Origin of the sequence: Georgenia ruanii (assembly GCF_009193175.1) — a bacterium.
GTDB classification, from domain to species: Bacteria; Actinomycetota; Actinomycetes; order Actinomycetales; family Actinomycetaceae; genus Georgenia; species Georgenia ruanii.
Map to the genome: position 1 here is coordinate 47052 of NZ_VUKE01000002.1, position 25636 is coordinate 72687.

The 25636-nt window shown below is 74.2% G+C and carries 18 protein-coding genes; 12 read left to right on the forward strand and 6 right to left on the reverse strand.

The window, feature by feature from the left end; genetic code table 11:
• Window positions 1-16: 16 nt before the first annotated feature.
• Genes GD880_RS03295 through GD880_RS03305 form a run of 3 tightly spaced genes read left to right on the forward strand, consistent with a single transcriptional unit; the run spans window position 17 to window position 2531 of the window.
• Entirely contained in the window at window positions 17-1018 is a 1002-nt protein-coding gene (locus GD880_RS03295) for a dihydroxyacetone kinase subunit DhaK (RefSeq protein ID WP_152230204.1), read from the forward strand.
• 5 nt (window positions 1019-1023) lie between these two features.
• Window positions 1024-1650 (forward strand): DAK2 domain-containing protein, encoded by a 627-nt coding sequence (locus GD880_RS03300; protein WP_193314333.1) that lies wholly within the window; start codon window positions 1024-1026, stop codon window positions 1648-1650.
• Window positions 1647-2531, forward strand: coding sequence for an NAD(P)-dependent oxidoreductase (locus GD880_RS03305; RefSeq protein ID WP_152230206.1), 885 nt, complete (start codon window positions 1647-1649; stop codon window positions 2529-2531). Before GD880_RS03300 ends, GD880_RS03305 begins: the two co-directional genes overlap by 4 nt.
• A gap of 107 nt (window positions 2532-2638) precedes the next feature.
• Here GD880_RS03305 and GD880_RS03310 read toward each other — a convergent pair whose 3' ends face one another.
• On the reverse strand, window positions 2639-4114 hold the full coding sequence (locus tag GD880_RS03310) for an FGGY-family carbohydrate kinase (RefSeq protein ID WP_152230207.1): 1476 nt from the start codon (window positions 4112-4114) through the stop codon (window positions 2639-2641).
• 334 nt (window positions 4115-4448) lie between these two features.
• Here GD880_RS03310 and GD880_RS03315 point away from each other — a divergent pair, with 334 nt between their 5' ends.
• Genes GD880_RS03315 through GD880_RS03325 form a run of 3 tightly spaced genes read left to right on the forward strand, consistent with a single transcriptional unit; the run spans window position 4449 to window position 7178 of the window.
• On the forward strand, window positions 4449-5459 hold the full coding sequence (locus tag GD880_RS03315; protein WP_152230208.1) for an ABC transporter substrate-binding protein: 1011 nt from the start codon (window positions 4449-4451) through the stop codon (window positions 5457-5459).
• A gap of 7 nt (window positions 5460-5466) precedes the next feature.
• A complete protein-coding gene (locus GD880_RS03320; protein WP_152230209.1) occupies window positions 5467-6387 on the forward strand; it encodes an ABC transporter permease in 921 nt (306 codons plus the stop codon).
• Window positions 6387-7178 carry an ABC transporter ATP-binding protein gene (locus GD880_RS03325; protein WP_152230210.1) on the forward strand — a complete coding sequence of 264 codons (792 nt, stop codon included), beginning with the start codon at window positions 6387-6389 and terminating at the stop codon, window positions 7176-7178. Before GD880_RS03320 ends, GD880_RS03325 begins: the two co-directional genes overlap by 1 nt.
• Window positions 7179-7248: 70 nt before the next feature.
• Here GD880_RS03325 and GD880_RS03330 read toward each other — a convergent pair whose 3' ends face one another.
• Window positions 7249-8703, reverse strand: coding sequence for a cell wall-binding repeat-containing protein (locus GD880_RS03330; RefSeq protein WP_193314334.1), 1455 nt, complete (start codon window positions 8701-8703; stop codon window positions 7249-7251).
• A gap of 465 nt (window positions 8704-9168) precedes the next feature.
• Here GD880_RS03330 and GD880_RS03335 point away from each other — a divergent pair, with 465 nt between their 5' ends.
• Window positions 9169-10332 carry an acyltransferase family protein gene (locus GD880_RS03335; protein WP_193314335.1) on the forward strand — a complete coding sequence of 388 codons (1164 nt, stop codon included), beginning with the start codon at window positions 9169-9171 and terminating at the stop codon, window positions 10330-10332.
• A 31-nt stretch (window positions 10333-10363) separates the two neighbouring features.
• On the opposite strand, the gene GD880_RS03340 is transcribed toward GD880_RS03335, so the two are convergent.
• The gene (locus GD880_RS03340) at window positions 10364-10795 is read right to left on the reverse strand and encodes a CoA-binding protein (protein WP_152230213.1); all 432 of its coding nucleotides are present in this window, start codon (window positions 10793-10795) and stop codon (window positions 10364-10366) included.
• A gap of 77 nt (window positions 10796-10872) precedes the next feature.
• The gene (locus GD880_RS03345) at window positions 10873-12114 is read right to left on the reverse strand and encodes an LCP family protein (RefSeq protein ID WP_152230214.1); all 1242 of its coding nucleotides are present in this window, start codon (window positions 12112-12114) and stop codon (window positions 10873-10875) included.
• A gap of 223 nt (window positions 12115-12337) precedes the next feature.
• Between GD880_RS03345 and GD880_RS03350 the strand changes: the two genes are divergently transcribed.
• From GD880_RS03350 to GD880_RS03370, 5 genes are all read left to right on the forward strand, one after another.
• Window positions 12338-14335, forward strand: a complete 1998-nt coding sequence (locus tag GD880_RS03350) for a glycosyltransferase (protein WP_152230215.1) — start codon at window positions 12338-12340, stop codon at window positions 14333-14335.
• Between the two features lie 18 nt (window positions 14336-14353).
• The gene (locus GD880_RS03355) at window positions 14354-16429 is read left to right on the forward strand and encodes a DUF6541 family protein (RefSeq protein ID WP_152230216.1); all 2076 of its coding nucleotides are present in this window, start codon (window positions 14354-14356) and stop codon (window positions 16427-16429) included.
• Between the two features lie 535 nt (window positions 16430-16964).
• Window positions 16965-18287, forward strand: coding sequence for a UDP-glucose dehydrogenase family protein (locus GD880_RS03360; protein WP_152230217.1), 1323 nt, complete (start codon window positions 16965-16967; stop codon window positions 18285-18287).
• A 104-nt stretch (window positions 18288-18391) separates the two neighbouring features.
• On the forward strand, window positions 18392-20503 hold the full coding sequence (locus GD880_RS03365) for an acyltransferase family protein (protein ID WP_226909348.1): 2112 nt from the start codon (window positions 18392-18394) through the stop codon (window positions 20501-20503).
• A 167-nt stretch (window positions 20504-20670) separates the two neighbouring features.
• Window positions 20671-22746 (forward strand): cell wall-binding repeat-containing protein, encoded by a 2076-nt coding sequence (locus tag GD880_RS03370; protein WP_152230218.1) that lies wholly within the window; start codon window positions 20671-20673, stop codon window positions 22744-22746.
• Window positions 22747-22769: 23 nt separating this feature from the next.
• On the opposite strand, the gene GD880_RS03375 is transcribed toward GD880_RS03370, so the two are convergent.
• Together GD880_RS03375 and GD880_RS03380 are read right to left on the reverse strand one after the other, a co-directional pair.
• Window positions 22770-24197, reverse strand: a complete 1428-nt coding sequence (locus tag GD880_RS03375) for a cell wall-binding repeat-containing protein (protein ID WP_152230219.1) — start codon at window positions 24195-24197, stop codon at window positions 22770-22772.
• Between the two features lie 158 nt (window positions 24198-24355).
• On the reverse strand, window positions 24356-25252 hold the full coding sequence (locus GD880_RS03380; RefSeq protein WP_226909349.1) for an LCP family protein: 897 nt from the start codon (window positions 25250-25252) through the stop codon (window positions 24356-24358).
• Between the last annotated feature and the right edge of the window lie 384 nt (window positions 25253-25636).

A 25636-nucleotide genomic window follows, 5' to 3' on the forward strand; every position in this document is an offset into this window, starting at 1 on the left:
CGACGAAAGGAACGTCATGAGAAAGATCATCAACAAGCCCGAGAACTTCGTCGACGAGATGATCGAGGGCATCCTCCTCGCCCACCCGGACCAGGTGAAGACCCCGGGCGAGGACCCCCGCATCCTCGTGCGGGCGGACGCCCCCGTCGCCGGCCAGGTCGGCATCGTCACCGGCGGCGGCTCCGGCCACCTGCCGCTCTTCAAGGGCTACGTCGGCCAGGGGCTCGCCTCCGGGGTGGCGATCGGCAACGTCTTCAGCTCGCCGAGCTCCCAGCAGGTCTTCGAGGCCACCAAGGCCGTCGACGGCGGCCGCGGCGTGCTCTACCTGTACGGCAACTATGGCGGCGACGTCTTCAACTTCGACCTCGCCGCGGACCTGGCCGAGCTCGAGGACATCGAGACCCGCACCGTGCTCGGCCGCGACGACGTCGCCAGCCAGCCCAAGGAGCGCAAGCACGACCGCCGCGGCGTCGCCGGCATCTTCTTCGCCTACAAGGCCGCCGGCGCGGCCGCCGAGCGCGGCGACAGCCTCGAGGAGGTCGCCGCCGTCGCCGAGGACGTCGTCGAGCACACCGCCACGATGGGCATCGGCCTGTCCCCGACGATCCTCCCCACCACGGGCGAGCCGAGCTTCGACGTGCCCGCCGGCGAGATGGAGGTCGGTATCGGCATCCACGGCGAGCCCGGCATTCACCGCGGCCCGCTGGAGACGGCCGACGAGATCACCGACCGCCTCGTCTCCGCGCTCGTCGCGGACCTCGGGATCACCGCCGGCGACCGCGTGGCCGTGCTCGTCAACGGGCTCGGCGCCACGCCGCTGGAGGAGCTGTACGTGATGTACCGCCGCGTGCACCAGCTGCTCGCCGACCGCGGCGTCACCATCGAGCGCCGGTACGTCGGCGAGTACGCCACGAGCCTGGAGATGGCCGGGGCGTCCATCTCGCTGCTCACGCTCGACGACGCCCGCCTCGCCCTGCTCGACGCGCCCGCCGCGTCCCCGTTCTTCCAGGAGGTCTGATCATCATGCAGTCCACAGAGCTCGTCGGCGCCATCCAGCGCAGCCTCGCCGAGCTGGTCACGTACGCCGACGAGCTGCGCGACCTCGACCAGGCGCTGGGCGACGGCGACCTCGGCATCACCGTCTCGCTCGGCGCCAACGCCGTCATCGAGGCGCTCGGCGCCATCCCGGAGGACGCCCGCCCGTCCGAGATCGCCCGCGCCGCCGCCAAGGCCTTCGCCAACGCCAACCCCTCCACGATGGCGGCGCTGGTCGCCGGCGGCCTGCTCGCCGGGTCCAAGGCGTGGGCCGACGTCGAGGACGTCGACGTCGCGGCCGCCGCGGCCTTCGTCCGGGCGGCCGGGGACAACATCGCCCAGCGCGGCAAGACGCAGCTGGGGGACAAGACGATCCTCGACGCCATCCTGCCCGCGGCCGACGCGCTCGCCGCCGCGGCGGACGGCGCGGCCGGCCTCGAGGACGCCATCGCGGCGGCCGAGCGGGCCGTCGTCGAGACCCGCGACCTGCAGTCGCGCCGCGGCCGGGCGTCCTGGCTGCAGGAGCGCAGCATCGGCCTGCAGGACCCCGGCGCCACGGCGATGCTGCGGTTCCTGCAGTCCTGGCAGAAGGCCGCGGCGGTGGTGGCACGATGAGCGCCGTCGCCGTCCTCGGCCTGGGCACCATGGGCCGCGGCATGGCCACCAACCTGGTGGCCGCCGGGCACGAGGTCACGGTGTGGAACCGCACGCCCGGGGCGCGCCCCGAGGTGGCCGGCGCCCGCGCGGCGGCGTCGATCGCCGAGGCCGTGCGCGGCCAGGACGTGGTGCTGTACTGCCTGTCCGACGACGCCGCGGTGCGCGCCGTCGCCCTGGGGGAGGACGGGGTGCTCGCTCACGTCGTCGCCCCGACCGTCGTTGTCGACATGTCGACGATCTCCGCGGCGCTCAGCGACGAGGAGCACGCGGCCTACGCCGAGCGGGGCATCGCCATGCTCGACGCGCCGGTGTTCGGGTCGAAGGGCGAGGCCGAGGCGGGCGGGCTGTGGGTCGTGGTCGGCGGGGACGCCGACACATTCGCCCGCGTGCGCCCGGTGCTCGAGGCCGTGAGCGAGTCGGTGCACCACATGGGCCCGGCCGGCTCGGGCGCGCGCATGAAGCTCGTCGGCAACCTGCTCGTCGCGGCCCAGCTGCAGTCGCTCGGCGAAGGGCTCACCCTGGCCCGGGCGGCCGGGCTCGACCTGGCCAAGGTGCTCGAGGTCGTCGCCGTGACGGACTTCCGCACGCCGATCTACGACGGCGTCGGCGCGGCCGTGCTCGCGGACGACTACTCCCCGAGCTTCGCGCTGCGCCTCATGCGCAAGGACGTGCGGCTGATCGGCGAGCTCGCCGCGCAGGTCGGCGCGCCGGTGCCCGGGGCGATGGTGGCGGCCGAGACGCTCGACGCCGCGATGACCGCCGGGCTCGGGGACCTCAACGCCTCGGCCCTCATCAAGGTGCTGGCCGGCTGGGCGGAGGTCGACCTCGCGCAGCGCTGAGCCTCGCGCGGGTGACGGTGCGGCGGGTGGCGTGGCCACCCGCCGCACCTTTCTGTATGTGGTGCGGCGGGTGGATCCGCGCTAGGCGGTGCGGTGCTGGATCCGCGCTAGGCGGTGCGGTGCTGGATCCGCGCAAGCGCGTGCGTGATCTCGCGGGTGGCGGGGTAGAGGTCGAGGTAGAGGTTGTACCGCTCGTCGTACAGGGCGGTGGTTTCCGGGTCGGGCACGCGGGTGTCGGCGGGCGGGTTCCAGTCGGCGATCGAGACGTCGTCGGCGAGGAGGCGGGCGGCGAGGAACGCGGCGCCGTAGCTGGCGCCGATGGTGCGGCTGGGGATGACCTGCTCGAGCCCGGTGACGTCGGAGACGATCTGCGTCCACAGGTTGCCCTGGGTGCCGCCGCCAACGGCGACGACCCGGTCGATGCGCGCGCCGGCCGCGCGGAGGGCCTCGACGTTGTGCCGGACGCCGAACGCGGTGGCCTCCAGGACGGCCCGGTAGAGGTCGCCGCGGGTGTGGGAGACCGTCAGCCCGGCGATGACGCCGCGGGCCTCGGGGTCGAAGATGGGGGTGCGCTCGCCGGCGAAGTAGGGCAGGGCGAGCAGGCCGCGGGCGCCGGGCCCGGACGCCTCGGCCTCGGCGAGCAGGGTGGGGTAGTCCACGCCGCCGGCGATCTCCCGGAGCCAGCCGGTGAGCGCCCCGGAGGTGGCCATCCCGCCGGCGAGGTTGCGGGTGCCCTGGTAGGCCCCGACGGTGCCCCACATGAGCTCGCTGGTGAGCCGGTCGGGCACGGTGGCGATCAGGAACATGGTGGTGCCGTACATGAGCATGAGGTCGCCGGGGTTCTGCGCGTCGACGCTGACCGCCTCGGACCAGGCGTCGATCGTGCCGGTGATGACCGGCACCCCGGCCGGGATGCCGGCGACCGCCCGCCGGGTGAGGCCGGCCTGCTCGCCGGGCCAGCGCAGCGGCGGCAGCTCGAGCCCGGGGGCGATGCGCTCGGCCCAGGGCGCGTACCAGGTGAGGTTGCGGGTGTCGAACAACGGGGTGCACTGGCTGGCGGAGTGGACGTCGAGCACGTACTGCCCGGTGAGCTGGTAGGCCAGCCACGAGGCGGGCATGAACAGCCTGCGGGCCCGGGCGTAGACGTCCGGCTCGTGCTGGCGCACCCAGGCCAGCTTCGGGCCGACGGCCTGGCTGGACAGCGCCGAGCCGGCCCGCTCGAGGATCGCCGCGGCGCCCAGCTCGGCGTCGAGGGCGGCGATCTGCTCGGTGGCGCGGGTGTCGACGCCGTAGAGGATGGCCGGCCGCAGCGGGGTGCCGGCGTCGTCGGTGAGCAGGACGCACGGGCCCATGCCGCTGACCCCGACCGCGGCGACGTCGACGTCCCCCGGGGCGGTCAGCTCCCCGGCGATGTCGACGAACTCGCGCCACCAGATCTCCGCGTCCATCTCGACCTGGCCCGGCGCGGGCCGGTCGACCGTGTGCTCGCGCGCCGCGGTGCGCAGGATCGCCCCGTCGGGCAGGACGAGCACGCCCTTGCTGCTCGAGGTGCCGATGTCGACCCCGAGGATCGCCCGTTGCATGTCGCCGCCTTTCATGTGCCGGCCGTCGCGACGCCGCGAGCGACCTGGTCCTATTGTCCCGCGCTTTCGGATCGCTCCCGACCCAAAACCTCGGCGACCACCATGCCCATCTGGTCGCAGCCACATGGGCATTCCGGCTGCGGGGCCGGCGGGAGGGCCGGCGAGGTCCACGCCCGCGTGAGCGCCGACACGTGAGACGCCCGCGCCCATTTTTCGGAGGGTCCACTACAGTCTGCCCCCACAGCGGGGCCGTCAGGCCCCAGCGCTGGTCACCCCCTCCGACCGGCGTCCGAACGATGGGCCACAGCCGGCCCGCCTGTCCGGAAGGATCCCCATGAAGCGCTCGACGACGAGCATTCTCACCGCGGCGCTCGCGGCCACCGCCCTCACCCTGTCCGCCTGCAGCTCCGACTCCAAGGCCGCCGGCGCCGACGCCGCCGCCGAAAAGCAGGACGCCGTCGAGATCGGCATCACCCAGATCGTCTCGCACACCTCCCTCGACGCCGCCCGCGAGGGCTTCAAGAAGGCGCTGGCCGAGAACGGCTACGTCGAGGGCGAGAACGTCACCTACGACGAGCAGAACGCCCAGGGCGACCAGGCCACCGCCACCTCCATCGCCAACAAGTTCGCCTCGGACGGCAAGGACCTCGTCCTCGCCATCGCCACGCCGACGGCGCAGGCCGCCGCGCAGGCCATCACGGACATCCCGATCCTCATCACCGCCGTCACCGAGCCCGCCGAGGCCGGCCTGGTCGACAGCTGGGAGGCCCCCGGCGGCAACATCACCGGCACCTCCGACCTCAACGCGGTCGAGGAGCAGCTGAGCCTGGTCAAGGAGCTCGCCCCGGACGCGAAGACCGTCGGCGTCGTCTACTCCTCCGGCGAGGTCAACTCCCAGGTGCAGGTGGACCTGGCCGAGGCGGCCGCCAAGAAGCTCGGCCTGACCCTGAAGCTGACCACCATCACCGCCTCCGGCGAGGTGCAGCAGGCCGCGAACTCCCTCGACGTCGACGCCTTCTACGTCCCCACCGACAACAACGTCGTCTCCGCGCTCGACGCCCTCGTCCAGGTGGCCGAGGCCAAGCAGGTGCCGGTCATCGTCGGCGAGGGCGACTCGGTGGCCAACGGCGGCGTCGCCACCTACGGCTTCGACTACGAGCAGCTGGGCTACCAGACCGGCCTCATGGCGGTGAAGATCCTCAAGGACGGCGCCGACCCGGCCGAGATGGCCATCGAGAAGCCGACCGACCTGCAGCTGTACCTCAACCCGGCGGCCGCCGAGCGCATGGGCGTGACCATCCCGCAGAAGCTGCTCGACAGCGCCGACGTCGTCGTCAAGGAGTAGACCCCGCATGATCGGCGCCCTCGAGCTGGGACTGATCTACGGGCTCATGGCCCTGGGGGTCTACCTGACGTTCCGGATCCTCGACTTCCCGGACCTCACGGTCGACGGCAGCTTCACCACCGGCGCCGCCGTCGCCGCCATCCTCGTCGTGGGCGGCACGAACCCCCTGCTCGCCACGCTCGCGGCCATCGCCGCGGGCCTGGCGGCAGGGGCGATCACGGGCATCTTGCACACCAAGGGCAAGATCAACCCATTGCTCGCCGGCATCCTCACCCAGGTCGGCCTGTACTCGATCAACCTGCGGATCATGGACAACAAGGCGAACCTCTCGCTGCTGCGCGAGGACACGCTGCTCACCCCGCTGCGCGAGGGCGGGCTCATGGGCACCGCGGTGGCGGTGGCGATCTTCGCCGGCGTGGCCCTGGTCTTCAAGGTGCTCCTGGACTGGTTCCTGCACACCGACCTCGGGCTCGCTGTGCAGGCCACCGGCGACAACGCGGAGATGATCCGCAGCTTCGGGGTGAGCACGGACCGGATGAAGGTGCTCGGGCTGGCGCTGTCGAACGGCCTGGTCGCGCTGTGCGGGGCGCTGATCGCGCAGTACCAGGGCTACGCCGACATCGGCATGGGCATCGGCCTCATCGTGGCCGGCCTGGCGTCGGTGATCATCGGCCAGGCGATCTTCGGCGCCCGGACCATCGTCATCGCCACGCTCGCGGTGGTGCTCGGCTCGGTGGTCTACCGGGTGGTCATCCAGCTGGCGCTGGTCATCAACCTCAGGCCCAACGACATGAAGCTCATCTCCGCGGTCCTGGTGGTCCTCGCGCTGGTCCTGCCCCAGTGGGGCGGGGCCCGGCGGCTCGGCTCCCGGCTCGGCCTGCGCCCGTCCCGGGCCGTCGCCGGCGCGAAGGTGGAGGTGGACGCCTGATGCTGCGCCTGGACGACATCACCCAGACCTTCTTCGCCGGCACCGCCAACGAGCGGGTCGCCCTGCGCGGCGTCACCCTCGCGCTTGAGCCGGGCGAGTTCGTCACCGTCATCGGCTCCAACGGCGCCGGCAAGTCCACGCTGCTCAACGTCGCCGCCGGCAAGCTGCGCCCGGGCACCGGCACCGTGACCGTGGCCGGCGCGGACGTCACCGCGCTGGCCGACCACCAGCGCGCCCGCGACGTCGCCCGGGTGTTCCAGGACCCCATGGCCGGCACCGCCCCGCACATGAACATCGAGGAGAACCTCGCCCTGGCCTACGAGCGGGGACGGCGGCGCGGGCTGCGCCGCGGCGTCACCGCCGCCAAGCGGGAGCTCTTCGCCCGCGAGCTCGCGACCCTCGAGCTCGGCCTGGAGCCGCGGCTCAAGGCCAAGGTCGGGATGCTCTCCGGCGGGCAGCGCCAGGCGCTGTCGCTGCTCATGGCCACCTTCAGCCACCCGAAGATCCTGCTGCTCGACGAGCACACCGCCGCCCTGGACCCCCAGCGCGCCGAGCTGGTGGCCCGGCTGACGGCGGAGGCCGTGGAGCGCCACCACCTCACCACGCTCATGGTCACCCACAACATGGAGCAGGCCCTGCGCCTGGGCACCCGGCTGGTGATGATGCACGAGGGCCGCATCATCCTCGACCTCGACGCCGCCACCAAGGCGACCACCACCGTGGCGGACCTGCTGGGGGAGTTCGAGAAGATCAAGGGCGCCCGGCTCGACGACCGGACGATGCTGCAGTAGGTCACCGGGCCGGGCGATCAGTAGGTCGCCGGGCCGGGCGATCAGTAGCTCGCCGGGCCGGGCGACCGCGTCAGCTGCAGGTCCCGGCGAAGCGCTGCGTGTTGCGCACGTCCTTGCCGTCCACGACGGTGCCCGTGGCCACGTAGCGGTACCCGGGGTTGAGGATGTTCGCCCGATGGCCCGGCGAGTTCATGTACCCGGTTATGGCGATGGCGGGGTCGGCGGGGTGGCCCCAGGACGTGTAGATGTTCTCGCCCCACGAGGATCCGCACCCGGCCGCGAAGACGTCGGCGCGCAGGTTGTCGGCGGTGGCGTGCTGGAAGAGCCGGCTGTCGAGCATCCACCTCGAGTGCGCCGCGGCACCCGTGCGCAGCGGCGCCCAGGACGTCAGCGCGGGCACGCCCGCCTTGGCGCGCTCGGCGTTGATCAGCTCGACCATGCGCCGGTCGTACTCGGTCACGGCGGGGGCAGGCGCCGGGGCGGGGGCCGGCGGGGGCGCCGGCGGCTGCGCCGGCAGCTCCCCGGAGGCGAGTCGGGCGGCGTCGCGGCCGGTCGCGTCGGGCACGACGGCGCTCCCACCGAGGACGACGACGCGGCCGGGGCGCAGCTCGGCGAGCCGCTCGCGCACGGCAGCCGGGATGCCCGCCCCGGGCACGAGCAGCACCGGGGAACCGGAGGCCCCGGCGGCGGCCGCGCCCGCGAGGGCGTCGGGGAACCCGCGGCCGCTGGCGAGGTAGACGGTCGGCACGCGGGGGCCGAAGAGGGCGGCGGCGACGCTGGCCGAGGTGGCGTAGCGGTCCTCACCGGAGAGCCGGACGACGCCGCCCCGCGTGAAGGACCCCAGCTGCTGCTCCACCCCGGCGCTGACGGACGCCTCGCCGCCCAGGACGACGATGCGTGCCGGCCGCAGCCGGGCGAGCTCGGCCCTGACCGGCTCGGTGATGTCCGGGCCGGGCACGAGGAGCACGGGCGAGCCGGTCGCCCCGGCGGCCGCCGCACCGGCCAGGGCGTCGGGGAACCCGCGGCCGCTGGCGACGTAGGCGACGTCCGCCCCGGGGTCGAACGTCGCCTCGGAGACCGCGGCGGAGGTGGCGTAGCGGTCCGCGCCGTGCAGCCGGGTGACGGGGCCGCTGGTGTACCGGTCGAGGTCGTCGACGACGGCGGAGCTGACCGCCGACTCCCCGCCCAGCACGGCGATGCTGCGCGGGTCGAGCCGGTCCAGCTCGGCGCGCACGCCGGGGGTGATGCCGGGCCCGGGCACCAGCAGCACCGGGGCGTCAGAGGCCCCGGCGGCCGCGGCGCCGGCGAGGGCGTCGGGGAAGTCCCGGCCGCTGGCGACGTAGGCGACCTCGGCTCCCGGGGCGAAGGTCTGCTCGGACACGATCGCCGAGGTGGCATACCGGTCGGCGCCGGCCTGTCGGGTGTAGGCGTCGCTGGCGATCGCGGGGGCCGACGACACCGCGACGGCGGCCAGCGCGGTCGCTGCTATCAGGGCGCCGGCGAGGGCGCGTCGGGCTGGTCTCATGCGGGTCCCTTTCGTTGGCATGCGGCCGCAAGGAACTGGAGGCTATGCGGCCGTAGCCGTCGCGGGCAGGCTAGCGGCGTCCGCTCGGCGCGTCTCGTCATTCGTGGGGTCGAGCCCCTCGCGCCGGCGTCGACTCGGCGTGGACTGCGGCGCCCGGCACTGCGGCGCACGGCACCCGGCGGCACCGTCCACGTGCCGGACCGCAGGGATCGCATGGTGGTCCGGGGATGAGACGTACGCGGCTCGCCAAGCCCCTGACCTGCACAGATGCCGCCACAACCGGGGACATGAGTCGCCAACACGGGAAATGACGACATAAGGTGCTTGGACGGCGGCCTCGCCCGCTCCTGGGGACCGTAAAGGGAGCGGCGCGGGGCCGCTGCCATGCCAGCGGCACCGCGGCGCCGTGATCGAACCGTGACCTTCCGGATGCGGAACGCCGAGGTCCGACTTAGCGTGGCCGGGATGGTGACCGTCCTGAGCCCCGCCGTAGAAGAGCCGGTGGCCGCGCCGCCGGCGCGTCCGCGCCCGCGCCTGTACGCCCTGGACGGCCTGCGCTTCCTCGCCGCCGCCGGGGTGGTGCTCTACCACTTCACCGCGCGGTGGTCGCAGGTCTGGGGCGACGACCCCGGCCACGTGTTCCCGGGGCTGGGCCACGTCAGCATGTACTTCTCGCTGGGCCCGGAGCTGTTCTTCGTCATCTCCGGCTTCGTCATCCTCATGACGGCGTGGGGCCGGGACGTGCCGCACGTGGTCGCCTCCCGGGTGGCGCGGCTGTACCCGGGCTACTGGATCGCCGTCATCGCGACGTCGGTGCTGCTGCTGTGGGTCTGGCCGGGCGGCAAGAACATCACCGCGGGGGAGTCGCTCGTCAACCTCACGATGCTCCAGTCCCTCGTCGGGGTCCGCCACGTCGACGGCGTGTACTGGACTCTCTGGGTCGAGCTCCGCTTCTACCTGCTGATGATCGCGCTCGTCGCCTGGGGCATCACCCGGCGCCGGCTCCTGTGGTTCTGCGCCCTGTGGCCCCTGGCGGCGCAGGTCGTGTTCGAGCTGAACGGCCCCCACCTCCTGGCCACGGTCCTGCTCGACAAGTACGCCCCGTACTTCGCCGGCGGCATGCTGCTCTACCTGCTGCACCGCGACGGGCACGCGAAGGCGCCCTGGCTGCTCCTCTCCCTCAACGTGGCGCTGGCGCTGCGCAACAACGTCCCCTGGCAGATGCACGCGCTGACGGCGAACACCGTCTTCGCCCCCAACCCGTGGGTCCTCGGCCTGCTGACCGCGGGCTGCTTCGCCGCGGTGGGACTGGTCGCCCTCACCCGGGTGCAGCACCTGCGGTGGGCGTGGCTGGTGCCCCTGGGCGCGCTGACCTACCCGCTGTACCTCATCCACGAGTACTGGGGCTGGTGGGCCATCGCCCAGCTCGCGCCGCACGCGAACCGGTGGGTGGTGCTCGCGGCGGCGATCGCCCTCGCCGTGGCGCTGGCGTGGGGCCTGCACCAGGTCGAGAAGCGCGTGGGGCCGCCGATGCGGCGCGGCATCGAGGCGGGGCTGCGGCGGCTGCGCCGTCCGGCGCCGGCCTCACGGCCCCGCACGGCCCTCGCTGCTCAGGGCGTCCGGCTGTAGGGCGGCCAGGCTCGCGGGATGGCGCTGGGGTTCAGCCGAGGCCCAGGCGCGGGGCCTCGATCGCCGGGCAGGTGTCCATGACGACGGCGAGCCCGGCCGCCGTCGCCCGGGCCGCGGCCGCCTCGTCCACCACGCCGAGCTGCAGCCACACCGCGCCGGCGCCGACGGCGATGGCCTCGTCGACGATCGCGCCGGCCAGCTCGGAACGGACGAACACGTCGACGACGTCGATCCGGCCCGGCACGTCCGCCAGCGTGGGGTAACCGGTCGCCCCGTGTACGGTCTCCGCGCGCGGATGCACCGGGACGATCTCCATCCCGAGGTCGCGCTGGACGTACCGGGCCACGCCGTAGGCGATGCGGGCGGTGTTCCGTGAGAGTCCGACGACCGCCCACCGGCCCCGGGTGGTGAGCAGCCGGCGGATGACCTCGACGTCGTTCACGTGGTGAGTGGCCTGGCTCATGAGGCTCAGCGAACCACGTCGGGGGCCGCCAGGCTCCCCGGAAGGCGGCGTCGGTCGGGCTGTGCTGCCCGCTCCCGCTACTTCCGGCACACCGGGGCAGGCGAGGCCGCGGCGCCCGGTGCCGCCGTCGCCGCTGCCCCGGCCGGCGTCGCGGAGGCGTGCGAACGGCCACCGGACGTGCCGGCCGTCGCCTGGGCCGACGCCGCCGGCGCCGTGCCCTCGGCGGTGACCGCGCCGGGGATGGGCTTGTCGGCGCGCAGCGCGGCCCACACCTCGGCGGCCGCCGGCGCCGGCCGCACCCGGGGGCCGACCGACTCGAACGGCATCGTGGTGAAGACGATGTTCTCCGGGGCGATCCGCCGCAACGAGTTCGCCAGCCCGGCCATCGTGGAGAGCTGCCCGATCTCCGGCCCGGTGACCAGGGTCTTGGTGGTGGCGTCGAGGAAGCGGTAGAGCGCGGGCGGGTTGGTGAGCAGGTTCTTGCCCAGGGCCTCCCGCGCGATCGCCGCGACGAGGTCTTGCTGGCGCCCGATGCGCGAGATGTCGGACCCGTTGCCCACCGACTTGCGCACGCGGGCGAACCCCAGCGCGTCGTGGCCGTTGAGCACCTGGCAGCCGGCGGCGAGCTTGACGTCGGCCTCCTTGTCGTCGATGGCCTGCGGCACGTCCATCGGCACCCCGCCGAGGGCGTCGACCACGCGGGTGAACCCGGCGAAGTCCACGACGACGAAGTCGTCGACGTAGATGCCGGTGAGCTTCTCCACCGTGCGGATGGAGCAGGCGGCGGCCGCGCCCACGTCGCCCGTCTGGCCGCCGATGGAGAAGGCCGAGTTCACCATCGCGCCCCTCTCGGCCCGGGTCTGCGTGCCGCCCGGCAGCGTGCACGCCGGGATGTCGAGCAGCGTGTCGCGCGGGATCGAGACGACCTCGAGGCGCGAGCGGTCCGCCGCGACGTGCACGAGCATCGTCGTGTCCGCCCGCATGCCCGAGATCCCCGAGTTGTCGTTGTTCGCGCCGGCGCGCGAGTCCGAGCCGAGGACGAGGAAGTTCAGGGCCTGGCCCGCCTTGGGATCGATCGGGGCCGCGGCGCCCGCGGGCCGGTCCCCGCCGAGGAAGCTCGTGATGTTGTGCCGCTGGACGTTGCCCTGGATGTGGCGGTAGGCGAGGACGCCGCCGGCGGCGAGGACCAGGACGACGGCGAGGGCCACCAGGCCCAGCCGGCTCAGCAGCGGGTGGCGCCGCTCGCTGCGGGCATGCCGACGGGGCGACCCGAGCGTCGCCGTCGCGTCGGCGGCATCGCTCGCTCGCCGTGACCTCATCCGCCGTGACTCCTTCGCCACAGCAGAATCCTAGGGATTTCCGGCGTTTCCGCCTCCGCCGGCGTGGCCTGGCGACGTGGAGGTTCTGTGCGGATCGGGCACCGCGACGATCCCAGGGTGGCCCCGACAAGTCGGAAACAGGTGTTGCCGTTACTCTCACTTGACAGCAACGGCGCCACGTACCGCACGTCCGCATGCGTCCGTCCACGGTGGGAGTCGACGAATGAGCACGACCGCGACCGACACGGTTTCCCAGGCTGCGTCGAGCAGGAGTCCTTATCGGGTGGTCCAGCGGGTGATCCTCCCGCTCGAGGCCGACTCGGACAGCGTGCCGCTCTACGTCGACGCCGGCGCCACCTTCCTCGACTCGCGCCGCGACGCCGCCGGCGCGGGGGAGGGGGGGGCCCTCGCCGGGCAGGCCGGCCGCGCCGAGGCGGTGCAGTCCTCGGACTTCCGGGGGCGCTTCTCCACCATGGTCCGGCCCAGCGCCCGCGTCTCCTTCGCGACGTACTTCAACGCCTTCCCCGCCAGCTACTGGCGCCGGTGGACCACGGTGCGGTCGGTCCGCCTCGAGGTGTCCGTCTCCGGCGCCGGCGTCCTGGCCGTCTACCGGTCCAACGCCAAGGGCGCCCAGCAGCGGGTGGAGTCCGTCGCCTTCGACGGCGCGCTGACCCAGGCGTTCGACCTGCCGCTCGCGCCCTTCGGCGACGGCGGCTGGTACTGGTTCGACGTCGTCGGCGGCGCCGAGGGGGCACTGCTCGAGAGCGCGCACTGGGCCGTGCCCGATCCCGGCGGCAAGCGCGGCCGGGCCTCCCTGGCGATCACCACGTTCAACCGGCCCGACTACTGCCTGCGCACCATCGAGGCGGTGTGGGCGGCCGACACGGTGCGCGACCTGCTCGACGAGCTCCTCGTCATCGACCAGGGCACCCAGCTCGTGGCCGACGAGGAGGGCTTCGCCGACGTCGCCGCCCGGATGGGGGAGCAGCTGCGGGTCGTCCGCCAGGGCAACATCGGCGGCTCCGGCGGGTTCTCCCGGGGCATGTACGAGGTGGTCCGTGCCGGGCGGAGCGACTACGTCGTCCTGCTCGACGACGACATCGTCCTCGAGCCCGAGAGCCTCACCCGGCTGGTCGCCTTCGCCGACTTCGCCCGCCGGCCCACGCTCGTCGGCGGGCACATGTTCGACATGTACAACCGCACGGTGCTGCACACGTTCGGCGAGGTCGTCGACCCCTGGCGCTTCCAGCCCCGCCCGGCCCAGGAGGACATGGAGCTCGGCCACGACTTCGCCCGGTCGAACCTGCGGACCACCGGGTGGCTGCACCGCCGGGCGGACGTGGACTACAACGGCTGGTGGATGACCCTCATCCCCACCGAGGTGATCCGCGAGATCGGGCTGTCCCTGCCGTTGTTCATCAAGTGGGACGACTCGGAGTACTCGCTGCGGGCGAGCAAGGCCGGGTATCCGACGGTCTCCCTGCCCGGGGCGGCGGTGTGGCACATCTCCTGGGTGGACAAGGACGACCTCGTCGGCTGGCAGGCCTACTTCCATGAACGCAACCGGGTGATCGCCGCGCTGCTGCACTCCCTGTACGACCGCGGCGGGCGGGTGATCCGCGAGTCGGCGTACATGGACGTCAAGCACCTCATCTCCATGCAGTACTACTCCGAGCAGGGGCGGTTGACGGCGCTGCGCGACGTGCTCGCGGGCCCCGACCGGCTCCACGAGCTCCTGGGGGCTCGGCTGGGCGAGATCCGGGCGCTCACCGCGCAGTTCAGCGACGCCCAGCTCAAGCCCGACGTCGACGCCTTCCCGGCGCCGCGCCGGCACAAGCCGCGGCACAAGGGGCACGGCCCGCATCAGCCGGCGCGCATCGCGCTCGCCCCGTGGGCGGCGAAGACCGTGCTGCGCCAGACCCTGCGCCCGGTCGCGGAGGAGGCGCGGGAGCGCCCGCAGGCGCTGATCGCCCACCAGGACGCCCGCTGGTGGCGCCTGGCGCAGTACGACAGCGCCGTCGTCTCCAACGCCGAGGGCACCGCCGCCGCGTGGTACCGGCGCGACCCCCGCCAGGTCCGCACGATGCTGGCCGAGGGCATCGAGCTGCACCGCCGTCTCCTCACCGAGTGGCCCCGGCTGCGGCAGAGGTATCAGGACGCCGCGCCGCGGCTGGCCTCCTTCGAGGCGTGGGAGGAGACCTTCCGGCGCCACGCGGTCTGAGCGCGATCGGGGCGTGCCATGCTCGGCTGGACGGCGGGCGACCTGGCCCTCATCGCCGGGGCCACCGCGCTGCTCGTCGCCCCCGGGCTGCTCGTGCTGGTGGCGGCGCAGGGCGGCCGTCACGTGCGCGGTCCGGTCGCCCTGGCCGCCGCCCCGCTGGTCACCTCCGGCGTGGTCTACGCGGCGGGCGTCCTCGCTGGTGTGGTCGGGGTGTGCTTCAACCTCGGCGCCGTGCTCGTCCTCACCGCGCTCGTCGGCGCCCTCTGCGCCGGCGCGCGCTGGGTGCGCGGCCGGCGCGCGGGTGTCAGACGCGCAGTGGCCGCGCCCGCGCCGCTGCGCACGGCTCCGTTCGGGCCGGAGCCGACCTCGCGCGGCTCAGCGCTCGTCGGGGCGGGGGCGACGGCGGTCGCCGCGGGCGTCGCGCTGTGGACGTGGGCGACCGGGCTCGGCCGCCTCGCCGTGGTGCCGCAGGAGCACGACACCGTCACCCACACCCTCATCACCGCCTACATCGCCCGCACGGGCGAGGCGGCCCCGGGGCAGGAGTGGCCCGCGGACCTGGTCACCGGCGCGCCGGACCGGTTCTACCCCGCGGGGCTGCACAAGCTTGCGGCGCTGCTGGCCCAGCTGGGCACCGACCCGGTCACGGCGCTGAACGCCGTCACCGTCGCGATCTTCGCCGTCGCGCTGCCCGTGGGCATGCTCGCGCTAGGCTCGTTGGTGCGCTGGCGGGGCGCCGGCCCGGTCGCCGGCGGGGCCGCGGCGCTCGCGGGATCGTTCGCCTACCGGCCGGTCTACGCCATGATGCACGACGGCGGGGTGCTGAGTAACGCCGCGGCGCTCGCCCTCGTGCCCGCCGCGGTCGCGGCCCTCGTGGCCGCCGGGCGCCGGCCGGCCCGGGAGATCCCGGGCAACCTGCTGCTCATGGCCGGGGCCTTCTCGCTCTACCCCTCCGCCGTCGTGGCGGTGGCCGGGGGCGTGCTCGCCTGGGTCGCCGGGGAGTGGCTGCTGCGCCGGCCGCCCCGGCCGGAGGTGGGCCGGTGGTTGCTGTCGGTGGGCGGGGCCGGGGCGATCGCCACCGTGCTGGCCGTGCCGGCGCTCGTCGCGGCGCGGGGGGCCGCGGACTTCACCACCCGGTTCCCGAACGACGTCCCGGCGCCGACGCTGACCGGGGCCCTCGGGCTGGCGGTGCAGATGCCGTACGGCGGGTACCTCGATCCGCACTGGAGCCGGCACCAGGTGCTCCTCGCGGTGTTCGTCGGTGTCGGGCTGGTCTGCGCGGTGGTGGTGCAGCGGGCGCTCGGGCCGGTGCTGGCGTGGGCGTGCTGGGTGGGGTTCTTCGTCGCCTTCGCCGTGGGGGCCGGCGGCCCGGTGGTCGGCGCCGTCGCCGGGCTGTTCTACAACAGCTACATCCGGCTCTCGGGCGTCTACGCGCCGTACCAGTGGCTGCTCGTCGGGCTGGCCTGCACGACGGCGGCGGTCTTCGCCGCCGACGCGCTCGGGTGGGCGGCCCGACGGCGCGGGGTGCGCTGGGAGGCGGTGACCGTGCGCGCGGCGGCGACCGGCGCCGTCGTCGCGGCGCTGACGCTGGCCTGCCTGCCCTACGCGTCGCTCAACGCGACGAGCCTGCAGGAGCGGTACCGGTATCCCGAGTTCGTGCGCGTGGGTCCGGACGACCGGGCGGCCTTCGCCTATCTCGACAACCACGTCCACCGCGGCGAGGGGGTGATGAACAACGGCAACGACGGGTCGACGTACCTCTACGTCTACGACGGGATCCCGGTGGTGAACGTCCAGACCCTGCCCAACGGCCCGGACTCGCTGGCGCTCCTGAGCCATTTCAACCGGATCGACACCGACCCGCAGATCCGCCGGCTCGTCCGCGAGCACGACATCCGCTGGGTCTACGTCGATGCGGACGCCCCGCTCATCGGCGCGCAGTTCTCGCCCGTCGGACGCCCGGACGGGCTCTACTCCACGGCGCCGGGGCTGACCGGGCTCGACCGCGTCCGGTCGCTGCAGGAGGTGTTCCGCTCGGGCACGGTCACCGTCTACCGCGTCAGCGACGCGGCGGTCTCAGGGGCCGGACGTTGAAGCGATTCGCGCGCCACGAGCACCCGCCCGGCGCCTGCGCATCCGCACCACGTTGGCGTGCGGGCCAGGTGCCGGCAACCGCAGAGTTCTGCCGACCATGGGGAGAACTCCCCATGGTCGTGTCCTCCTGCGGGGCGATATCAAGCGATTCGACACCGCTTCACCGGGCGGGTGATCTGCGCAACATGGGTCCGCCTTGCGAACAAGGCTGCGCCCGGGCAAGGTGGGGGCACGTCACGAGCGACGTAGGGGCGCACCGTGCTGGGGTGTCATTTCTGACCTCCTACCCCCAGCACGGTGCGCCCTACCGCTGCCGATACTGGCACGGACTTCCCAACGGCGCACCCATTACCTCTAGGTGCCGTCCAAATCGTGACCCGACGGAGACTCTCTTCGCCCCCTGGTGGCCACGGGTCGGACGGCGTCCCTCTCCGCTTGCGTCGTCGTTCATCCGCCCTCCACCTTGCGTTCGCCGCACCCGCGCATGCTGCGTGCGCCACACTGGCCCGGTCATCGAACGCGAGGGAGTTCGGGCATGCGCATCTCGGTCATCGGCTGCGGCTATCTGGGAGCGGTCCACGCGGCGTCGATGGCCAAGCTGGGGCACGACGTCGTCGGGGTGGACACGGACGCGGCCAAGGTCGAGGCGCTGGCGCAGGGCGAGGCGCCGTTCTACGAGCCCGGCCTGCCCGAGCTGCTGCGCGAGGCGGTCGCCACCGGGCGGCTGATCTTCACCACCGACATCGGCGCGGCCGCCGACGCGCAGGTCCACTTCCTCTGCGTGGGCACCCCGCAGAAGCGCGGGGAGTACGCGGCCGACCTGCGCTACGTCAACAGCGCGGTCGACTCCCTGCTCCCGCACCTGGCCCCGGGCAGCCTCGTCGCCGGCAAGTCCACCGTGCCGGTGGGGACCGCCCGCGGGATCGCCGAGCGGGTGGCCGCGGTGCAGCCGGAGGCGATGGTCGCCTGGAACCCGGAGTTCCTGCGCGAGGGGTACGCGGTCAAGGACACCCTGCACCCGGACCGCATCGTCTACGGCGTGCCGGGCGGGCCCGGCTCGGACCGCGGCCGGATCGCCGAGGTGATGCTCGACGAGGTCTACGCCGCCCCGCTGGCCGAGCACACCCCCAAGGTGGTCACCGACTACACCACCGCCGAGCTGGTCAAGACGGCCGCCAACTCCTTTCTGGCCACCAAGATCTCCTTCATCAACGCCATGGCCGAGCTGTGCGAGGCCACCGGCGCCGACGTCACCCAGCTGGCCGACGCCATCGGGCACGACGCCCGCATCGGGCGGAAGTTCCTCAACGCCGGGCTAGGCTTCGGCGGCGGCTGCCTTCCCAAGGACATCCGCGCCTTCATGGCCCGCGCCGGCGAGCTCGGGGTGGACCAGGCGCTGAGCTTCCTGCGCGAGGTGGACTCGATCAACATGCGCCGCCGGGTGCGCATGGTCGATCTCGCCCGGGAGGTGTGCGGCGGGTCGATCGTGGGCCGGCGGGTCGGCGTCCTCGGCGCGGCGTTCAAGCCGGACTCCGACGACGTGCGCGACTCCCCGGCGCTCAACGTCGCGGCCCAGATGCAGCTGCAGGGCGCGCACGTGACGGTCACCGACCCCCAGGCCGTCCCCAACGCCGAGCGCGCCTGGCCGGACCTGACCTTCGCCGCGACCGCGGAGGCGGCCGCCGCGGGGGCCGACGTCGTCCTGCTCCTGACCGAGTGGCGCGAGTACCGCGACCTCGACCCCGTCGCCTTCGGTGAGGTGGTGGCCGGCAAGCGGCTCATCGACGGCCGCAACGTCCTGGACCCGGCCCGGTGGCGCGCGGCGGGCTGGACCTACCGCGCGCTCGGCCGGCCCTGACCCCGGGGATCGGTGGGTCCGATGGCGACGCTCCCAGTCCCTTCGTCCCCACGGCGGCGCGCCGACATTTTGGGGGGCATCAGCCCCTCGCTTAGCCTCGCACGGTGCCCGAAACCTCCTTCAGTGCTGTGGTGCGCCCACGGCGAGCGGTGAAGGTCCCGCCGTCGCCGAGCCCCCGGCACGCGGCGGGCCGCCGTCGTCTCGCGACCGGCGCCGGCACCGGCACCGGCACCGGGCACTTTCGGCCGGAGATCCAGGGCCTGCGCTCGCTCGCGGTGCTGATGGTGGTGGTGTACCACGTCTTCCTCGACCGGGTCTCCGGTGGGGTCGACGTGTTCCTCATGATCTCGGCCTTCCTGCTCACCCTGTCGTTCGTCCGCAAGGTGGAGGGTGGCCGACCGCTCGGCCTGGCCGGCCACTGGCTGCACCGGTTCAAGCGGCTGCTGCCCGCCGCGGCGGTGACCATCCTGGGCACCCTCGTGGCGGTGGGCGTCCTGCTGCCCAGCTCGCGCTGGACCGCCGTCATCGAGCAGGCGTGGGCGTCGCTCCTGTACTGGCAGAACTGGCTGCTGGCAGCCGCCTCCGTGGACTACTACGCCCGCGACGACTCCCTGGCCAGCCCGCTCCAGCACTTCTGGTCGCTGTCCATCCAGGGCCAGGTCTTCATCCTGTGGCCGCTCATCTTCGCCGCCGGCGCCTGGCTGAGCCGCCGCCTCGGCTGGCGCTATCGCACCGTGCTCGCCGTGGCCTTCGGTGCCGTCTTCGCCGGGTCGCTGGCCTTCTCCGTGCACGAGACCGCGACCAACCAGGCCTTCGCCTACTTCGACACCCGCGCCCGGCTCTGGGAGTTCGCCGCCGGCTCGCTGCTAGCCCTCGCGCTGCCGTACCTGCGGCCGGCGCGTGCACTACGGGTGGTGCTGGGCTGGACCGGGGTGCTGGCCATGCTGGCGTGCGGGCTGGTGCTCCCGGTCGGGCAGGCGTTTCCCGGCGCCGTGGCGCTGTGGCCGCTCCTCGCCGCCGCCCTGGTGATCGTCGCCGGGCAGACCGGCGCCCAAGTCGGGGCGGACCGGGTGCTCAGCGCCCGGCCCCTGGTGGGCCTGGGCAACGTCTCCTACGCGCTCTATCTCGTCCACTGGCCGATCCTCACGGTCTACCTCGCGACCACGGACCAGGCCCGCGCGGGCCTGGGCGCCGGGCTGGCGATCATCGCCGCCTCCATCGGCGCGGCCTACCTGGTCACCTATCTCGTGGAGACGCCGCTGCGCCGGGCCACGTGGACCGAGGCGGCATGGTGGCGCATGGGGACCGTGGTCGCCGCGTGCCTGCTGGTGGTCGCGACGCCGGTGGCGGCATGGCAGCTGAACATCGACAGGGCCGCCCGGGCCGCCGCGTCCGGCGTGTCGGCCGACAACCCCGGCGCGCTCGCCCTCCGGCCGGGCTACGAGGCTGTCGGTGACCCCGACGCGCCCACCCTGCCGCTGGCGACACAGCTGGACCTGCAGTGGGCGAGCCTCGACCACCCGTGCGAGGGAGACCTCGCCACCGCCGACCCCCTGCTGGAGCTGTGCCGTCAGACCACACCGCTGACCGCTCCGGACAAGGTGGTGGTGCTCGTGGGCGACTCCCACGCCGAGCAGTGGCTGGAGGCGCTCGAGCCGGTAGCCGCCCAGCAGAACTGGCAGCTCGTCGCGCTGCTCAAGGGCGGTTGCGCCTTCGGGGAGCCGACGGCACCAGGTCAGAACCCCGACTGCCTCGACTGGCTCCATGCCGCGAAGCAGTACGTCCTCGACGTGCACCCGGACGCCATCTTCACCGTCGCGACCGCCGCGTCCCCGACCGGCCCGGACGAGCGCCTCGTCACGGGATACCGGGACCTCGTCACCGAGATGACCGGCCTCGGCATCGACGTCCTCGGGGTCCGGGACAACCCCCGCTTCGCCGTCGACATGTACGAGTGCGTCGAGCAGCGGGGGGCGGACCCGTGCGAGGTGGACTTGGACCGGGCGCTGGCGCCCGTCAGTCCCGCCGAGGCCCTGTCCGGGATCCCGGGGTTCTTCCCGGTCGACCTGACCGACCGGTTGTGCCCCGGCACCGCGTGCCCGCCGGTGATCGGCAACGTCTACGTCTATCTCGACGACAACCACCTCACGGCGGACTACGCCGCCACCCTCGCCACCGACCTGCGGGAGCGGCTGCTGGCCGTCACGGGCTGGTGACGCCCGCCACCGTCGCCGCGCCGGCCGCTCCGTAACAACGGACCGGCGCCTGCCGATGGAGATGGTGCAGCGGCCCGGACGCCTCGTCCGCGCCGCGAGAAGGCCGCAGTCGCGGCGTCTCGTCAGCGCGAGGAAGAGGTCGGCTGGTGCGCCGCGTCAGAGCATCCGTGGTTTCGTTCGCCGTCCTCACGGCCCTGGTCGCCGGCGGAGGGACGACGGCGGCCGGCGCCACCCCCGGGGAGGACGCGGCGGCGCCGCACACCATCGAGGTCGCGCCCGGAGCCGAGGGGCTGGTCCGGCAGGAGCTCGCCGAGATGGGCGTGACGCCCGACTACGAGTTCACCGCCACCGCTGACGGGTTCACCGCCGAGCTCACCGAGGCGCAGGCGGACCGGCTCGAGACCCTCCCCGCGGTGGAGTCGGCCGAGCCGGCCCGGCCCATCGGCATCCTGGACACCCAGGACCGCGCGCCGTGGAGCCTCGACCGCATCGACCAGGTCTCGGGGACGGACGGTCGCTACACCTACCCCAGCTCCGCCGGACTGGGGGTGCGCGTGTACGTCGTCGACACGGGCGTCACGCCGCTGGCCGACTTCGGCGGCCGCGTCGCGCCGGGGGCGGACTTCACCGGCGATGGCCGCAACACGACCGCCGACTGCCAGGGGCACGGCACGCACGTGGCCGGCACCATCGCCTCGCAGACCTACGGGGTGGCGAAGCGGGCGACCATCGTGCCGCTGCGTGCCCTGCGGTGCGACGGCAACGGGGTGACGAGCGACGTCCACAAGGCCGTCGACTGGGTGCTGACCCATCACCCGGCGGGGACGCCCGGCGTCATCAACCTCAGCATCGGCGGCGCCGAGGTCGACCGCAGCCTCGAGGCGGCCATCCAGGCGGCCATCGACGCCGGGATCACCGTGGTGGCGGCCGCGGGCAACAACAACGGCGACGCCTCCCGGGTCTCGCCCGCCGACATCGACGACGCCATCACCGTGGCCGCCTCGACCGGGGCGGACGCCCGCTGGGTCGACGACGCCCAGAACGGCTCGAACTGGGGCCCGCAGGTCGACCTGTTCGCCCCCGGCACCGCCATCCGGTCGCTGTACTTCGACGGCCGGGTCGCCCTCATGACCGGCACGTCGATGGCCGCCCCGCACGTCGCGGGGGCGGTGGCCCTCTACCTCGCCAACGCGCCGACGGCCAGCCCCGCCGCCGTCGCCGCGGCCCTCCGCAGCGGCGCCAGCGCCGGGGTGCTGAGCGCCGCCGGGCTCAACGGCTCACCGAACCTGTTGCTCAACGTCCGGGCGGCCCTCGCCCCGGCCGCGCCGGCGACGAACGCGGTGGCGCGCGCCGGCGGTCGGGACCGGTACGAGACCTCCGCCGCCGTCTCCGCCGCGACATTCGACCCGGGGGTCGCCGTCGCCTACGTCGCCACGGGCGCGCAGTTCCCCGACGCGCTGTCCGGCGCCTCCGCCGCCGCGCACGACGACGGCCCCGTGCTGCTCGTGCGCCCCACCGCGATCCCGCCCGCGATCGGCGCCGAGCTGGGCCGGCTGCGGCCGCGGGCGATCGTCGTCCTGGGCGGGGAGGGGGCGGTGGCCCCGGCCGTCTACTCCGCGCTGGGCGCCTACACCGACGGCGCGGTGACTCGCCTGGGTGGGGCCGACCGGTACGCGACCGCGGCGGCCATCTCCGCCGCCACGTTCGCCGCCGGCGCGCCGGTCGCCTACCTCGCCACCGGCGCCAGCTATCCCGACGCCCTCGCCGGCGGCGCGGCCGCCGGCGGCACCGGCCCGGTGCTGCTCACCGCGAAGGCGACGATTCCGCCGGCGGTGGCCGCCGAGCTGGCCCGGCTCCGGCCCCGGCGGATCGTGGTCCTCGGCGGGGAGGGGACGGTCGCCCCGGCCGTCGTGACCGCGTTGCGCGCCTACACCGACGGCGCGGTGACCCGGCTCGGTGGCGCCGACCGGTACGCCACCGCGGCGGCGGTCTCCGCCGCCACCTTCGCCGGCGGCGCGGCGGTGGCCTACCTCGCGACCGGCACCGACTTCCCCGACGCCCTGTCCGGCGCGGCCGCGGCCGGTGGGGCCGGGCCAGTGCTCCTCGTCGGCCGGGACGGGAACGTGGGGCCGGCCCTGGCCGAGCTCGGCCGGCTCCGCCCGGGCCGGATCGTCGCCCTCGGCGGCGAGGCCTCGGTCGGCCGCCCGGTGTTCGACGCGCTCGGCTGGTACGTCGCCCGCTGACGTCCACCCCCGCGACGTCCGGGCTACCCGATCCGCCCGCCGAACGGGAGCAGGTTGGTCTCGAGCATCGGCACCAGCTCGACCGTCTTGCCGGGGGAGGGGGACTGCAGGCGCATGTGCTTGCCGGTGACGGGGTCGACCCCGGCGTAGAGCGCGTCGTGGTAGATCCCCGTCGGCTCGCCGTCGCTGGACCAGAACACGATGTCGCCGGGCGTCAGGTCCGCCAGCGCGACCCGGCGGGTGGCGGCCCACTGCTGCTTGGTGGTGCGCGGCACGGTCGCCCCGGCGTGCTGGTAGGCCCGCATGATCAGGCCGGAGCAGTCGTAGCCGGTGTGGCCGCCCTCGGGCCCGGTGCCGCCGTAGAGATAGGGCACACCGAGCTGCGTGCCGGCCCAGGCCAGGGCCGCGGCCCCGGCGCCCTTGCTGGCCGGCGGCGGGGTGTACGTGGCGGCGATCTTCGCGATCTCGCCCGAGCCGGTCGCCTGCGCGAGCACGGCGTCGCTCACCGCGCCGGGGCCGCCGAGGACGACGACACGTTGGGGCGCCAGCCGGGTGAGCTCGGTGCGGACGGCGGCCGGCACGCCGTCGGGGGTGACTAGCAGCACCGGCGCGCCGGACATGCCGGCCACCGGTGCCCCGGCGAGCGCGTCGGGAAAGTCCCGGCCGCTGGCCAGGTACGCCACCGGCACGCCCGCCGCGAACGTGCTCGCGGAGACCTGCGCGGAGGTGGCGTACCGGTCCGCGCCGGCGGTGCGGCTCACGGAGCCGTAGCGGGCCAGCTCGGCCTTGACGGCGTCGCTGACGGCGCCGACGCCGCCGAGGACCACGACGCGCCCGGGCCGCAGGCGCTCGAGCTCGGCGCGCACCTCCGCGGTGATCCGGTCGCCCGGGACGAGCAGCAGCGGGGCGCCGCGGCTGCCGGCGGCGGCGGCGCCGGACAGGGCGTCGGGGTAGTCACGCCCGCTCGCGACGTAGGCCACCGGCACGCCCGCGCCGAAGGCGGACGCGGAGAGCCTCGCCGAGGTGGCGTACCGGTCGTCGCCGCTGATCCGGCTCACCTGACCAGTCGTGTGGGCCTTGAGGGCCTGGAGGATGGCGTCACCGACCGCCCCGGGACCGCCGAGCACGACGATCCGCCCGGGGCGCAGGCGGTCCAGCTCGGTCCGCACCGTGGCCGGGACCGCGGTCGGGCTGACGAGCAGCACCGGAGCCCCCTGCCGGCCCGCCACCGCCGCCCCGGCGAGGGCGTCGGGGTAGTCCAGCCCGCTGGCGACGTAGGCGACGTCGACGCCGCGCGGAAAGGTCGCGGCGGAGATGGTCGCGGACGTGGCGTACCGGTCAGCCCCGGCGAGCCGGGTCGCCGACGTCGCTGCGTGGGCCGCCGGGACCGGGGCGACCAGCGTCAGCAGCGCGACGGTGAGCACGACGGCGCGCGAACGACGAGGCAACATCAGCGGGCCGGGACGGGGAAGACGATCACGCCGTCCATCCTGACGGCTGCGGACCTAAAACCGGACGAGTACCGACCGAGTGTTGCGGATCATGCGTGGCGCCGGCGACCGGCGCGGGCTCCCGAGGTCCGCGCGGGCGGAGACAGCCGGCGCGGCCGTCAGGGCGTGACGTCGGCCGCGGTGAGCTGCCCGTCGCGCATGCGCTGGAAGAAGGTGGGGGCCTTGTCCTGGTCGAGCAGCACGGCCGACCCGATGCGGCCCGGCCGGTAGTTCAGGTTCGCGACCGGCGGGGTGCCGACGATGCCGTTCGGCCCGGTGGCGGCGCGGAACGCCAGCGCCATGCGGCCCAGGTCGACGATGCCCGTGTCGGTGTCCACCACCAGCGCGCCGGTGCCGGCGTCGAGGAGCTTCACCTGATCGGCGGGGTTGAGCAGGGTGGCGGGCGTGGCCACCTTCTTCACCACGGCGCCGACCACCTGCCGCTGCCGCTCGGCACGCCCGATGTCGCCCTTGGGGTCCTGCTTGCGCATCCGGGAGAACGCCAGCGCGGTGGGGCCGTCGGCGATGTGGCACCCGGCGGTCCACTCGAGCATGCTCTCCGGGTCGCTCACGTTGTAGTCGAGGCAGAGCTCGACCCCGCCGACGGCGTCGACCACCTGCTGCACGCCGCCCATGCCGATCTGGACGTAGTGGTCCACGGTCAGCCCGGTGAGGTGTTCGACGGTCTGCACGAGCAGCGGGGCGCCGCCGAGGGCGTAGGCGGCGTTGAGCTTGTTGCCGCCGTGCCCGGGGATCTCGACGTAGGTGTCGCGCGGCAGGGAGATCAGCGCCGCGGGCCCGGAGGCGGGCTGCTGCAGCAGCATGATCGAGTCGGTGCGCTGGCCCTCGGTGCCGTCGGGGATGGTGCCGTCCGCGCGCGAGTCCGAGCCGGCGATCAGGTAGGTGGTGCCGGGGGTGTTCGAGGCCCCGGAGAGGGCCTCGGTGTGCTGGATCTTGCCGTCGGCCCACACGAGCAGCCCCACCGGCCAGGCGATGAGCAGGACGAGCAGCACCACGAGCAGCACGGTGAGCGGACGGCGCCGCCGCCGGCGACGGCCCGCGACGGGCGCCGGGGGAGTCGCGCGGTATGGCCGGGGCGGCGCCGACGGGGCCGGGCGCCGACCGGTCGGTTCGTACAGCCGCGTGCCCGTCGGGGCGGACGCGGCGGGCCGGCCGCCCGGTGAGTACGACGGCGGCGTCCCCGGCCGTGGCTCGCGCACCGATCGACGCTGGACGGGCGTCGGCCCGGCCACCCGTCGCGGGTGTGGTGCCGCGGGGCCCTGGTCCGGCCCCACCGGCCGGGCGCCCCGGGCGTCGGGGCGGCGGCCGCCGGAGCCCGGGGTGAAACTGGGCGGCGGGTTGTCCTTGGCCATCGCCGCCCCTTTCGTTGGTTTGTGCCG